This window comes from Solemya elarraichensis gill symbiont (genome assembly GCF_002021095.1).
Lineage (GTDB): Bacteria > Pseudomonadota > Gammaproteobacteria > Chromatiales > Chromatiaceae.
Genome location: NZ_MPRK01000022.1, coordinates 1 through 13,462 on the forward strand (window position 1 = coordinate 1; position 13,462 = coordinate 13,462).

The 13,462-nt window shown below is 47.7% G+C and carries 13 protein-coding genes and 1 pseudogene; 2 read left to right on the plus strand and 12 right to left on the minus strand.

Annotated features, from left to right (window positions below; translation table 11 throughout):
* Positions 1–349 precede the first annotated feature (349 nt).
* Positions 350–913 carry a hypothetical protein gene (locus BOW51_RS02245; RefSeq protein WP_135568006.1) on the plus strand — a complete coding sequence of 188 codons (564 nt, stop codon included), beginning with the start codon at positions 350–352 and terminating at the stop codon, positions 911–913.
* A 55-nt stretch (positions 914–968) separates the two neighbouring features.
* On the opposite strand, the gene BOW51_RS02250 is transcribed toward BOW51_RS02245, so the two are convergent.
* The gene (locus tag BOW51_RS02250) at positions 969–1,256 is read right to left on the minus strand and encodes a hypothetical protein (RefSeq protein WP_135568007.1); all 288 of its coding nucleotides are present in this window, start codon (positions 1,254–1,256) and stop codon (positions 969–971) included.
* A gap of 327 nt (positions 1,257–1,583) precedes the next feature.
* Between BOW51_RS02250 and BOW51_RS02255 the strand changes: the two genes are divergently transcribed.
* Entirely contained in the window at positions 1,584–2,108 is a 525-nt protein-coding gene (locus BOW51_RS02255; protein WP_078476239.1) for a CPBP family glutamic-type intramembrane protease, read from the plus strand.
* A gap of 44 nt (positions 2,109–2,152) precedes the next feature.
* On the opposite strand, the gene uvrD is transcribed toward BOW51_RS02255, so the two are convergent.
* The 11 genes and pseudogenes from uvrD to gyrB all read right to left on the minus strand — a co-directional run.
* Positions 2,153–4,324, minus strand: a complete 2,172-nt coding sequence (uvrD, locus tag BOW51_RS02260) for a DNA helicase II (RefSeq protein WP_078476240.1) — start codon at positions 4,322–4,324, stop codon at positions 2,153–2,155.
* A gap of 222 nt (positions 4,325–4,546) precedes the next feature.
* Entirely contained in the window at positions 4,547–5,296 is a 750-nt protein-coding gene (gene rarD / locus BOW51_RS02270) for an EamA family transporter RarD (protein ID WP_167367217.1), read from the minus strand.
* A 57-nt stretch (positions 5,297–5,353) separates the two neighbouring features.
* The gene (locus tag BOW51_RS02275; RefSeq protein WP_078476242.1) at positions 5,354–6,148 is read right to left on the minus strand and encodes a tetratricopeptide repeat protein; all 795 of its coding nucleotides are present in this window, start codon (positions 6,146–6,148) and stop codon (positions 5,354–5,356) included.
* Positions 6,149–6,179: 31 nt separating this feature from the next.
* On the minus strand, positions 6,180–6,905 hold the full coding sequence (locus BOW51_RS02280; RefSeq protein ID WP_078476243.1) for an LrgB family protein: 726 nt from the start codon (positions 6,903–6,905) through the stop codon (positions 6,180–6,182).
* Positions 6,902–7,243, minus strand: a complete 342-nt coding sequence (locus tag BOW51_RS02285; RefSeq protein WP_306341475.1) for a CidA/LrgA family protein — start codon at positions 7,241–7,243, stop codon at positions 6,902–6,904. The genes BOW51_RS02280 and BOW51_RS02285 overlap by 4 nt, the downstream gene beginning before the upstream one ends.
* 20 nt (positions 7,244–7,263) lie before the next feature.
* Positions 7,264–8,331: a molybdenum ABC transporter ATP-binding protein gene (modC, locus tag BOW51_RS02290; protein WP_078476245.1), complete on the minus strand. Its 1,068-nt coding sequence runs from the start codon at positions 8,329–8,331 to the stop codon at positions 7,264–7,266.
* A complete protein-coding gene (gene modB, locus BOW51_RS02295) occupies positions 8,328–8,996 on the minus strand; it encodes a molybdate ABC transporter permease subunit (protein WP_078476246.1) in 669 nt (222 codons plus the stop codon). The genes modC and modB overlap by 4 nt, the downstream gene beginning before the upstream one ends.
* Before the next feature lie 2 nt (positions 8,997–8,998).
* Positions 8,999–9,774 (minus strand): annotated as a pseudogene (modA, locus tag BOW51_RS02300) (molybdate ABC transporter substrate-binding protein).
* Positions 9,765–9,890 (minus strand): hypothetical protein, encoded by a 126-nt coding sequence (locus tag BOW51_RS11770; protein WP_281252855.1) that lies wholly within the window; start codon positions 9,888–9,890, stop codon positions 9,765–9,767. Before BOW51_RS11770 ends, modA begins: the two are co-directional and overlap by 10 nt.
* A gap of 8 nt (positions 9,891–9,898) precedes the next feature.
* Entirely contained in the window at positions 9,899–11,098 is a 1,200-nt protein-coding gene (locus BOW51_RS02310; protein WP_078476250.1) for an MFS transporter, read from the minus strand.
* 125 nt (positions 11,099–11,223) lie between these two features.
* A partial coding sequence (gene gyrB, locus BOW51_RS02315; RefSeq protein ID WP_078476249.1) for a DNA topoisomerase (ATP-hydrolyzing) subunit B occupies positions 11,224–13,462 on the minus strand: 2,239 nt, incomplete at its 5' end.

The following is a 13,462-nucleotide window of genomic DNA, read 5'->3' on the forward strand; positions in this document are numbered from 1 at the left end:
ATCTTGTTGGCAAGTGCTCGGATTTCTTTTTCGTTCATCGTGCTTATCTCCCGTAGGGGTTAATGATAAGCAGATACACAAACTAATTTACAGTCTCGGGCAACACGACAGACAGTGCATCAGATCACTCAGGAGTTTCACCCTTCTCTGACCTACTATGCCTAAACCCAATCTCTGGAACGATAGTCTGGAACTTTTAGCGTGTCCCGCTTATCTGATTTTGTATACGTCCTGTACGTATCCAACGCTGTTTCATTTATGAAATAACGAACTCAAATTATATTGAGAGATTGGCCGGGGTTTACTACGACTCTATACTGAATTGTTAATGTGTAAAAAAGGAATTTTCATGATTAACTCGATCACAATACTTATAGCAGCGATGGCAATATCTGTAGTTGTCCCCGTTGTTGGAATCCTCTCCCATTCTGTGACTGGCGAGGCTGAACTGATTTTTGCGTTTCACTTATTCCCTTATGCCTATTCAATCATACCCATCGTTCTGATCGACACCCTGTATCTGAATCGAACATTGGGTGCGACTTTAATATCCGCACTAAAAAATGCTTCTATTTCAAACCTGGTGTCAGCAATAATTATCGTTCCCATGCCCTTCTTTATTGTCTACTTGATGCACGGAAATATAGCTGTTTCAGAGTACCTTCTGGGATGGCTGGCTTTCTCTCCCTCCGAGGACAAGACCCTGTTGATGATTTTGAAAACAAGTTTTGCATCACAGATACCGTTCTTTTTCATCGCCTGGCGACTAGAGGTATTTGTCACAAAGAAAAGACACGCTACGCTTGAACCAACGAAAATCAATGGCTGTGTGCGTAATGCAAACCTGTTGACATTCTCTCTTCAGGCGCTTGTTTGGCCATTTCTGTTTGGAACTATGTTTATTGGTGTATAACAACACCATGGGGAATCACACAAGGATAAATCAGGTTTTCCTGTTTCAGGATTAGCTATTTAAAAGGAGTTTTCATGCGTATTTCAAAAACAATATTATTATCAGCAGCAAGTATCTTGTTCTTTCTTCCCGGCACTGCATCTGCAACTGGCGCACCTGATGGGTTTCTTGCTGTAGCATTCCTGTTCGTGTTGGCATACATTCTATTTTTCGTAATAATTAAATCTATATTCGCTATTATAATTATTCCATATAAATCAGTATATGATTTAATCCGTGCTATCAGCGTATCAACAACCATCTCAGCAATAATTGCTTTACCGACTTTTATAGTAATTGGCACGAACTTCGGCTTTAACCATGGCATTTTGTCAACGTTGATGTTCGACCTGATGATAATTCCACCGATATTTTATATAACCGTAATAATCGAGTACCGTTTATTAAATAATCGGCGTAAAGGAATTAAATCAGAACTATTAAAGAAGAAAATAGTCACTGTAAATCTCATTTTTTATATCTGTATGGCTCTTATTTCTTTATACAACACATAGACACCCCCATGTATTTACAGTTTAATACTGAGTGTGCCTTTCTATATTGAAATAATACATCTACTATTCATTGATCCCTTAATACGACGTTCGAAATTATATTTGGCCATTCAATCATGAGAGACTATCTGAAAAATAATCCTGGCAAGAGCTTCAGAGCCTCGCCATTTCACGCGCCATTAAAAGCCTGGGCGCTCGTGCCGTTCTTCATCTTATTCTCTGCAGCCGTTGGTTTTGGTTCTGGGCTATTAAAATATGAACTTCTTGATTCAAAGATTGTTGCCATTCTGCCTTTTACACTGTTTATTTTTCCCGCTTTTCTCGAAGAGCTGTTATTCAGAGGCGTACTGATCCCGCGCAACATCATCGATTCTGGTCGCGCAAAAACATTTCGGGCGATTGGATTCAGCACGCTGGCATTTGTAGTGTGGCATCCTGTGAATGCGCTGTTATTAAATGGTTCTGCAATACCGCTTTTTCTCGATCCCTGGTTTCTCGTTATTGTTACTGCCCTGGGAATCACGTGCGGCTACAGCTATGCCGTATCAAAGTCGATTTGGGTTTCGGTTATTATCCACTGGGTAACTGTCACTGTATGGGGTCTTCTGCTTGGTGGCAGGAACCTTGTTTTAGCGCAGTAGTTAGCTTGCCAGGCTATTGTGCTTATTGCCCGTGTTACAAAATCTCAAACCACGTCGAGATTCGCATAGGAGATCACCAACCACTTGCAGCCGGCTGATTCAAAGTTGACCTGGATTCGTGCAGAGGCTCCGCCGCCTTCCATGTTAAGCACTACACCTTCACCAAATTTCGCATGTCTGACATGCTGGCCAAGACGGAATGGATATTCTTCCATTGCTGCAGTCGCTGATGAGCGCGGGGTGGAGGGAGTGTAGGGACGCCGAACCTGCGGGCGTGCACGCACCTCGCTGATGAGTTCGGCAGGAATCTCGAGCAGGAAGCGTGACGGCAGGGGATCGGTTTCTCTGCCGTGCAGGCGGCGACTCTCTGCATGTGTCAATGTCAGTTGGCGCATTGCTCTTGTCATGCCGACATAGCAAAGGCACCGCTCTTCTTCGAGCCTGTCAGGATCTTCACTCGACATACTGTGTGGAAACAATCCCTCTTCCATGCCACTGATAAACACCATGGGAAACTCCAGTCCCTTGGCTGAGTGCATGGTCATCATCTGTACACAATCTTCATATGCCTGTGCCTGGTTATCACCAGCCTCGAGGGCAGCATGTGCAAGAAAGGCTTCAAGGTCTGTGAGGTTCTCTTCTACTGTGTCGTATTCAAACTGGCGTGCTGCATTAACCAGTTCCTCGAGGTTCTCAATGCGATCCTGGCCTTTGCCATCACGGCTCTTTTTAAAGTGCGCACTTAAACCGGAACGGCTGACAACCTCACTGACAAGATCCTGCAGTTCCAGTTCCGATGTGCTTGCAGTAGCCTCTTCGATTAAATCGACATAACCCTGCAGAGCACCTTTTGCCCGCGCTGTCATGCCGCCGCCTTTCAGCAACTCAATGCTTGCCTGCCACATGGAGATGCCAAAATCACGGCTATGCGCCCTGATTGCATCGAGAGTCTTGGCTCCAATGCCACGTGGTGGCTGGTTAACACTGCGTTCGTATGAAGCATCATCGTAGTGGTTGCCAACCATACGCACATAAGCGAGCGCATCCTTGACCTCGGCACGTTCGAAGAATCGCATACCACCATAAACACGGTAGGGAATGCCGGCCTGGATCAGGTTTTCTTCAAACAGTCGTGACTGTGCCGTGGTGCGGTAGAGTATCGCTATCTCACTGCGCTGCAAGTTGCCTTCACGCAAGGCACCCTGAATCCTGTCGATGACAAAACGTGCCTCGTCAACTTCGTTAAACGCGGCATATAGCTGAATCTGTTCACCTTCACCCAGGTCGGTCCACAGGTTTTTTCCAAGACGTGACGGGTTATTGGCGATGACCGCATTTGCCGCTTGCAGTATGGTGCCTGTCGAACGGTAATTCTGTTCCAGTCGAATCAGCTTCGGGCTGTCGACATCATTCTCAAAGTTACGGATATTCTCTACACGTGCACCACGCCAGCCATAGATCGACTGATCATCGTCACCAACAACGAAAAGGTAATTGTCACCACCGGCGAGTAGTCGCAGCCATGCGTATTGTACGCTGTTGGTATCCTGAAACTCATCAACCAGGATGTGTGCGAAACGTTTGCGGTAATGCTCAAGTATGTCGGGCCGTTTTAACCACAGCTCATGAGAACGCAACAGCAGTTCAGCAAAGTCAACTATGCCACCGCGTTTACATGCATCTTCGTACTCCTTATAGATACGCACCATCTGAATGGTGTAATGATCATTCTGATCATCAATATGCTGCGGACGCCTGCCTTCATCCTTCTGGCCGTTGATAAACCACTGCGCCTGACGCGGTGGCCATTTTGATTCATCAAGATCGAGCGCCTTGACGACTCGCTTGACGAGTCGGAACTGGTCATCCGAATCGAGTATCTGAAATCCCTGCGCGAGTTCAGCTTCCTGCCAATGCGCACGCAGCAACCGGTGGGCAAGGCCATGAAAGGTACCAACCCACATGGTGCCGGTCGGCTCATCAATGATCTGCTCAATACGACCGCGCATCTCGCGCGCTGCCGTGTTGGTAAAGGTCACCGCGAGGATGTTCCAGCTTGGTACCTGTTCCACTTTCATCAGCCAGGCGATTCGATGCACAAGCACGCGGGTTTTTCCCGAGCCGGCACCGGCTAGAATAAGAAGATTGCCTGCCGGCGCAGTAACCGCTTCGCGCTGAGCATCGTTCAGGTTTTCAAGAATGTAGCTGACATCCATGTAATTAATCTTTGGCCATGTAGAATAGTCTTATTATCCAGTGTGACACCGGGTTGACGCAAATGCTCCTCATAATTCCACCAAATCAGACAACTTCAGCAACCGGAGTCTGTCGCTCATGGCGGTAGAGGTCAAAAGCATAGATAGCCAACGCAATCCAGATCGCTGTAAATGCGACCTGGTAGGCTTCGGTGAAAATTTCTCCAAAAAGAAATACCGCGATCAGAAATTGTACTGTCGGGCCGATATAGGTAATGATTCCAAGTGTTGATAGCCTGATCTTGCGTGCACTGGCTGCAAACAGCATAAGCGGTACGTCGTCATGATACCGACAAACACCAACCAGACACGCGGGCCCGACTCACCAGTGACGAAACTCTCATCACCGTAAGCCAACAGAAACAGGATGTAACCGGCGGCAACAGGAAATAACAGCAGTGTTTCAATTGCCAAGCCTGTTACCGGACCAATTTGTGTCTGCTTCCTGATCAGTCCGTAAAGACCGAATGTCAGTGCCAGTGTCAATGCAACCCAGGGCACAAGGCCGTGTGAAAATATCAGAACCAGTACACCGGCAAGAGCAATCGCAACGGCAGTCCACTGTACCAGGCGCAGGCGTTCACCGAGAAAAATAACGCCAAGTAAAACATTAACAAGAGGGTTGATAAAATAACCGAGACTGGCCTCAATTACCTTTTCATGTGCAACTGCCCAGATAAATACCAGCCAGTTGACTGAAACAAACAATGCAGACAATAACAACAGGTAAAGCGTCTGCCTGTTGTCACTGAATATCGCCTTGATCGTACTCAGCCTGCCCTGTGCTGTTAACAGCAACATAACAAAGACAAGCGCCCAGATAATTCGATGTGCCAGCACTTCGACAGCCGCGATGTTTTCGACCTGTTTGAACATCAGCGGAAAGGTGCCCCAGATCAGAAAAGCCATCGCTGCCTGAATGCCTCCGAGCATATGGACCGGCAATGTATCCAAATGTTTATGCCGGTGTGGCATTGTCATCCTGTCGGCCTATTTCCATTTCAGCAACTGATCTCTACCAACCTTTTTCCACTCTTCATTATCAGCCAGTTCGATAAAACGCTCGACATCTGCAATCGCTTCCTGCCTGCGTCCGAGATGTTCGAGCACTGATGCCCGGTTAAAGTAAGGCGCTGCGAATGCCGGTGCCTTGTTAATACAGGTATCAAGATCCCCGAGCGCCTTTTCATATTGACCGAGGTGTGCATAGAGCGTACCGCGATTGAAATGTGCGGCAATCAAATCCGGTTCGAGTTCGATCGCCTTGTTCAGATCAGCCTCTGCTTCCTGCATACGTTCCTGGCTGATGTAAAGTTGGGCACGTCCAACATGATAGGAGGCACTCTCACTATTGAGCTCGATAGCAACACTGATATCGTCCAGTGATGCATTGACGTTTCTGTCCTGCCTGTATATATCAGAGCGCAAGGCATAGAGCTGTGCACTTCTCGGATAATTCGTTATTGCCTCTTTCAGAACGGATATAGCTTCAGAAATATCTCCTTTTTTACTCAGGTCAATCGCACGTCTTGCTGCCTGGTCATGCGTCAGCTTGACCTCTTTCTCAACGGAAACAGGCTCCTCAGGAACAGGTTTTTCAGTGACAGTTTCTTTACCGGTTGACACAGAGGGATCTTGCTGTACTTCCTTTTCAACACTCCTTTTAGCCTGCTCTCTCTGCTGAGTAAATTTTTCAGCATCAATCGGCAGTGGTGGCTCTTCGGGCGCTTGGCCACAGGCTGAAACAAGTAGTGTTAATAGCAATAATAGCGGATAGTTTTTCATTCAATTTTCCACGAGATAAACAGAATAGGGATCAGAGATAGTCCATTAATGTCAGCAGCCAAGGCAACAGCATGGAAGTAAAGAGTGCCGATAATGCCATCGCAAGACCGGAGAAAGCGCCCATTTCCGAGCTAACCTGGAACGCACGTGCGGTGCCAATACCGTGAGAGGTGACACCCATGGCGACACCCTTGACGCTGTCATCATTACAACCGATGAGGTCGAATAGCCGGGTGCCTATGATAGCGCCGATAACTCCCGTGGTCACTACCAGTATGGCTGTAAGGGAGGGTAGCCCTCCAATTGCCTCGGCAATACCCATTGCCACGGGTGCTGTCACCGATTTGGGTGCAAACGACAAGGCTGTTTCAGTTGTCGCACCAAGCAACTCGGCAATGTAAACAGCGCTGATACCGCCCGAGATAATTCCAGTAAGAATCGCTGCCATCAAAGGGAAGAAAACCATCCTGAGCTTACGCATCTGACGATAGAGTGGAACGGCGAGCGCAACTGTCGCCGGGCCAAGCAGAAAGTGGATAAACTGGGCACCGTCGAAATAGGTCGAGTAATCCATGCCTGTTACAGACAACAGAACAACCAACAGTGTGACGGCAATCACCACGGGATTAAAAATTGGCCTGAAACCGAAGTACTCGTGGATTTTTACTGCCGCCAGGTAGGCCACCAGTGTTGCCGTCAAACAAAATAGAGGGGTTGCAGACAGGTAAACCCAGAGCTGAAAAATCTCGCCTTTCATCCTCTATTACTCCGCATCAGGAGTTTCATCGTCAGTGCAGTAACAACCATGCCGAGTATAGTGCTGATCACAAGAGCGATTGATATTGCCAGCCAGTTTTCTCCAAGCAGCTCGAAGTGAGTGATCATACCTACTCCTGCCGGGACAAACATCAGTGAAAGGTTTTTCAGTAACCCCTCCGCAGTCTCTTCCATTGTCTCTGCTAACGCATCCCTGGCAAGCAATGTGAGTAACAGCAACAACATTCCAATCACCGGACCGGGTACAGGTAACTCGAAGTAGCGTGCCAGCAGCTCTCCGCAAAGTTGGTAGAAAAGCAGTAATGTAATTGTTACCAACAAGTTAACACCTCTTCACGTTACAACAGGGCAATTCCTTTAACCTGCGCGTACAGTTGTTTTCCGCGGTGAAGCTCAAGGATATCTGCGGAACGTTTCGTAATGCGTGACAGCATGGTCTGGTCATCAGCAAGTTTCAGTCTCACCATCATCTGGCTGTTATCCAGCTCTTCCCTGCCCAGTACAGTCACCGGCAGAATATTGAGAATACTTGTATCCCTGTGCTCACTCAATGCAAGGCTCACATCGCGCGCATAGACCTGAACTCGTAACCTGCTTCCCGTACCCGTGTATCCTGACAAACCGACACGGCTACCGGCAACATTGATCCAGGTGAGCTGATCTTTTTCATCATACTCGATAACATCTCCCTCGATAATTGCAGCAGCTGTGTCCTGATGTGACAGGGGCAGATTGAGTCGTGTCATAAACAGATGCGCATCGCCCGTTGCCGTCACCTTGCCATCATCCATTAGAACGATTCTGTCAGCCAGGCGTGCTGCCTCGTTATGATCATGTGAAATATAGAGTAATGGAATTGAAAATTCCGAATGCAACTGTTCAAGATAGGGAAATATCTCCTGCTTCGCCCTGTTGTCCAGGGCTGCAAGTGGCTCATCCATTAACAGAAGACTGGGGCTCGTGAGTAGTGCGCGGGCGATTGCAACCCGTTGGCGTTCACCACCGGATAACTGTCCGGGTGCACGATTAAGCAATCGCTGCACCCCAAGCAGTGAAACAGCATCATCAAAGTCGATTCTTTTATCCTGCTTGCTGACGCGCTTGTAGCCATACTCAATATTCTTTCTTACCGAGAGATGCGGGAACAGGCTCGCTTCCTGGAACACGTAACCGACTGGCCTGTGGTGTGGTGGCGTGAAGCGTGTTGCATCCTGCCAGATCTCTCCATTGAAACGAATCTCACAAAGATCAGTTTTCAATAGCCCGGCTATCGCCCTGAGTACAGTTGTCTTTCCCGACCCTGATGGCCCGTAAAGCAGTGTTACACCTGATGATTCACACTCGAACTCAACATCAAGAGAAAATGTATCCAGCTCGGTTTGCAGTTTTACGTTTAGTTCACTCATGCGTCCCTGTCCTGAAAACGCCTGTCGATCATATACATCATAACCAGCGTAATAAATGCAAAGGCGAGTAAACCTGCTGCCATCATGTGAGCCTGGCCCCATTCAAGCGCTTCGACATGATCATAAATCGCGACCGAGAGTACCCTTGTTTCTCCCGGTATATTTCCACCGATCATCAGTACTACACCGAATTCACCTACCGTGTGTGCAAATCCCAATACACTTCCTGTCAGAAATCCGCGTCTCGCCAATGGCACCGCAACGCTGAAAAAACTCTCCAGCGGACTTGCTCCGAGTGTTGCAGCCACTTCCATTGGTCTTTTGCCGATTGACTCGAATGCGTTTCGTATTGGCTGAACGACAAAGGGCATCGAGTAGATCACCGAGCCAACGACCAGTCCCGCGAAAGTAAAGGGCAATGTGCCGAGACCTAGAGAAGAGGTCAGGTTTCCGAGCGGGCCTTCAGGGCCCAACAGCATCAGCAGGTAGAAGCCCAGCACGGTTGGCGGTAATACCAGCGGAAGGGCAACAATGCTGCCGATAACCTCTTTCCACCATGCATTTGAACGTGCAAGCCACCAGGCAAGCGGGGTTCCCAGGATAAGCAGTGTCAGCGTGGTCACTGAAGCAAGTTTTACTGTCAGCCAAACGGGTTGCCACTCCATGCTTACTCCTCCCCACCTTGCTTTGGAACACGGTAACCTGATGACCCGATTATTTCCATTGCCTTGTCACTACTCAAATAGGTGAAGAGTTCTGTTGCAGCTACGTTTGATTCTCCTTGCTTGAGGAGCAGGGCGTCCTGTTTAATTGGTGAATAGAGTTTCTGAGGCACCTGCCAGCAGTTGATACCCTGTAAAGTTTTTACCTGCGCTTTTGCGACAAACGCGTAAGTCGCATTTCCCGTCATCATAAACTGATAGGTCTGTGCAATATTCTCGCCGGTAATCATACGATCTCTTAACACATCGTATAGATCTAGGTTTTTTAGCGCCTCCTTTGCTGCTGTCCCGTAGGGTGCGGTTTGTGTATTGGCGATAGCCAGGTATTGATAGCCGTCATCTTGCAAGGCTTCTGGTAAACCCTCCCTTGAAGTATCAGTGCTACACAGCAATAGCTCACCAGTCGCGTAAGTGAGTAATTGCTTACCTAGACTCTGCTGTTTTAAAAGAGCGGCTCTTTCCTTGTCCGCAGCAAGAAACAGGTCATAGGGTGTGCCCCGTGAATGATCTGTGTATAGAGCTTTCCTGTTGATCCCGAACTCAACCTGATGGTGTGACCAGTCGCATTCTCAAACTCTGAAACAAGCTGCTTCATCACTGGAACAAAATTCGACGCAACTGCAACTGTCGCTGTTTCAGCACTCAGTAGAGATGGAATCAACAGTGCCAGAAACAAGGATTTTTTGGTCGGGAAAATATTCTGCATTGTCGTTACCAGCATCCCGGCAGTTTATCTGTGTAGATGTTCGCCATTTCACCTTTCTGGTACATGGCGAATGTATAGCCCATCACAATGCCGACAACCACAAGCAATAGGGCAACAAATAGATTGCGCATTGTTATTTTCATGTCGAATTGGTCACAAGTTGACCGACAGGGCGCTCCCTTATCGGACAATTGAGTAGAGCTGCCATGATACTAAGAGCAATGGCAATCATCCACACAGCATCATAATCACCAAGACGGTCATAGAAATAGCCGCCCATCCATCCACCGAGAAAAGCACCAACCTGGTGTAAAAGAAAAACAATACCACTTAGCATCGACAGGTTCGCCGTACCAAAGAGTGTCGCAACAATACCATTTGTAAGGGGCACGGTACTCAGCCACAGGAAGCCCATCAATGAACTGAAAAGATAGACAGTTGTTTGCGTCACAGGGAAAAGTAGAAATATTAGTATAACTAACGCTCTAAGAGAGTAAATACTCACTAACAAGTACGGCTTACTCATCTTTCCACCCAGGTATCCGAAGCAGTAGGTACCAAATATCTTGAACAGGCCGATCAGTGCGAGAGCCGTTGCACCTGTAGATGGTCCCAGCCCCTCATCAACCAGGAAGGCCGGCAGGTGTGTGCCTATAAAGCCAACCTGGAAACCGCACACGAAAAATCCCCGTGATAATAACCAGAAATCCCGTTCATTCCATGCCTCGCTCAGCACAACTCTGAGTGACAATCTCCTCGTCGTCGAACACTCTTTTTCCATCAACGGCATAGCCAGGGGAATAATCACCGCTGTAACAATCGCGAGTAGAAGCAGTGACTGCTGCCAACCGATGGAGTTGATAATGTGGTTGGAAGCGGGCAAAAATGCGAACTGGCCGAGCGAACCGACGGCCATTGCAATACCCATGGCCGCACTGCGTTTCTGCTGAGATACTGCACGGCCAATCACACCAATTATGACCGAAGCTGTTGTGCCGCTCAGTGCAATTCCAATTAATAAGCCTGCAGCAAACAAAAGGGCAATTTCAGATGAGGATTGACTCATCAGAATATGGCCAGCCGTGTAGAGAAGACCGCAAACAATTACGACCGGGCCGGCACCGTAACGATCTGCAATCCTGCCTGTAATCGGCTGGGTTATTCCCCAAACGATATTCTGTACGGCTATTGCATAAGAGAAGGTTTCACGTCCCCAGCCATTGGTGATCGACATGGGTTGTAGAAAAAGGCCGTAAGTATGCCGGACGCCATAGCCGGCAAGTAGAACAAGAGAGCCGCAAACCAGAATGAGTAAGGGGGTACGCCAGTTATCTTTTATCACTGCATGGCCTGTCTATCGGAGCTGTAACCAGAAAACAGGTATGCACTTTGATACTGTGCGTCCGATTAGTTAGTGACTACTCACTATACGATAAACCATTGTATAGTATTGGATTATCTCTATTAGATATCAAGATTCTCAACATCGAGAGCATTATTTTCAATAAACTCACGACGCGGCTCAACCTCGTCACCCATGAGGGTGGTAAAGATGGCATCAGCAGCAACTGCGTCTTCGATTGTGACCTGGAGCAAACGTCTGCTATCGGGATCCATGGTTGTCTCCCACAGCTGTTCCGGATTCATTTCACCAAGACCCTTGTATCTTTGAATGTGCTGACCTTTCTTGGCTTCATCCATCAGCCAGTCAAGTGCCTGCTGGAAACTGCTGATTTCGAATTGTTTCTCACCACGACGCACATATGCTCCTTCACCGATCAGTGAATCGAGCTTCTCGCCAAGGTTTTTCATCTTTTCGTAATCAGGTCCAGTGAAGAAATCAAACGGAATGCGCTGATCCGTGTGAATACCATGAACCTTGCGGGTAACGACAATGGCACCATTCGTTTCGATCATTTCGGCACCAAGCGAAACACTGTCAGCCGGTCCCAGGCTGGCATTCAAACGTGCTTCCAGGTCTGCAAGCCAGCTATCTAGCGACTCCTTCTTTGTTAGTAAGTCTTCACTAACATAGGGCATATAGACCAGCTTCTTCATCAGCTCTGAATCGTAACGCTTTCCAAGCCTTGAAATCATCTGGTTGACTTCAACATAATCATGCGCAAGTGTCCCAAATGCTGTATCAGAGAGTGCCGGGGCGTCTTTACTGACATGCAGCTCAGCTTTCTCCAATGCACTGTGGAGCAGATACTGGTTCAGTTCAGTATCATCCTTGAGATAATTTTCCTGTTTTCCACGCTTGATCTTGTAAAGTGGCGGCTGTGCAATATAAATATGGCCGCGTTTCACCAAATCTTCCATCTGACGATAGAAAAACGTGAGTAGCAAGGTACGAATGTGTGCACCGTCAACATCGGCGTCCGTCATAATAATGATGCGGTGGTAGCGGAGCTTGTCCGGATTGAACTCCTCACGGCCAATACCACAGCCAAGAGCGGTAATCATGGTACCTATCTCCTGGGATGAGAGCATTTTGTCAAAACGTGCCTTCTCTACATTGAGAATTTTTCCCCTGAGCGGAAGAATCGCCTGGTTTTTACGATCACGGCCCTGCTTGGCTGATCCGCCCGCAGAGTCACCCTCCACCAGGTAAATTTCCGAATTTGCAGGATCCTTTTCCTGGCAGTCTGCCAATTTTCCTGGCAAACCGGCAATATCAAGCACACTCTTACGCCTGGTCATCTCGCGAGCTTTACGTGCAGCTTCCCTTGCGCGTGCAGCATCGATCATATTGTTGGAGATCTTTTTAGCTTCAGTCGGGTTCTCAAGCAGGAATTCGCCCAGTTTCTGAGAAACAAGAGCCTCGACTATCCCTTTGACCTCGGATGAGACGAGTTTATCCTTGGTTTGAGAGGAAAACTTGGGATCCGGTACCTTGACGGAGAGTACAGCGGTCAATCCCTCACGCGAATCATCGCCGGTTGTATTAACTTTTGCTTTTTTTGCCAGCCCTTCGCTTTCAATATACTGGTTGAGTGTCCTTGTCAGGGCACCGCGAAAGCCGGCCAGGTGGGTACCACCATCTCTTTGAGGGATATTGTTTGTATAACAAAAAATATTTTCCTGGTATGAGTCATTCCACTGCATAGCGACTTCAACAGAAACATCGTCCTTATCGCTGACGAAATGGAAGACCTTCTCATGCATTGGAGTCTTATTCTTGTTCAGATGCTCAACAAATGCGCCAATTCCACCTTCATACTCAAAAACATTTTCCTTGCCATTACGATCATCTCTGACAAGAATACGCACACCCGAATTCAGAAATGAGAGTTCACGGAGTCGTTTCGCCAGAATATCGAAATGATAGACCGTATCGGTAAAAATCTCGTCACTAGGCTTGAATCTTACTTTTGTACCTTTTTTACTGCTTTCACCAACGACTTCCAGGTTTTTTTCCGGTACACCCAGGTGGTATTTCTGGTAATGCTTCTTTCCACCCCTGTAAATGGTCAGTTCAAGCTCATCTGACAATGCGTTGACAACTGATACACCAACACCATGCAAACCGCCTGAAACTTTATAGGAGTTATCGTCAAACTTACCGCCCGCATGCAGTACAGTCATGATGACTTCTGCAGCAGAAACTCCCTCATCTTCATGGATCTCTGTTGGTATACCACGGCCATCATCTGTAACCGTTACAGAATTATCGGAATGAATAGTAACTGTGATCTCGGAG

Bases quoted from the DNA above. Each gene is read 5' to 3' on its own strand.
- BOW51_RS02245 (WP_135568006.1), top strand. From the start codon at position 350: ATGATTAACTCGATCACAATACTTATAGCAGCGATGGCAATATCTGTA.
- BOW51_RS02280 (WP_078476243.1), bottom strand. From the start codon at position 6,905: ATGAAAGGCGAGATTTTTCAGCTCTGGGTTTACCTGTCTGCAACCCCT.
- modC (WP_078476245.1), bottom strand. From the start codon at position 8,331: ATGAGTGAACTAAACGTAAAACTGCAAACCGAGCTGGATACATTTTCT.
- uvrD (WP_078476240.1), bottom strand. From the start codon at position 4,324: ATGGATGTCAGCTACATTCTTGAAAACCTGAACGATGCTCAGCGCGAA.
- modB (WP_078476246.1), bottom strand. From the start codon at position 8,996: ATGGAGTGGCAACCCGTTTGGCTGACAGTAAAACTTGCTTCAGTGACC.
- BOW51_RS02255 (WP_078476239.1), top strand. From the start codon at position 1,584: ATGAGAGACTATCTGAAAAATAATCCTGGCAAGAGCTTCAGAGCCTCG.
- BOW51_RS11770 (WP_281252855.1), bottom strand. From the start codon at position 9,890: ATGCGCAATCTATTTGTTGCCCTATTGCTTGTGGTTGTCGGCATTGTG.
- rarD (WP_167367217.1), bottom strand. From the start codon at position 5,296: ATGCTCGGAGGCATTCAGGCAGCGATGGCTTTTCTGATCTGGGGCACC.
- BOW51_RS02275 (WP_078476242.1), bottom strand. From the start codon at position 6,148: ATGAAAAACTATCCGCTATTATTGCTATTAACACTACTTGTTTCAGCC.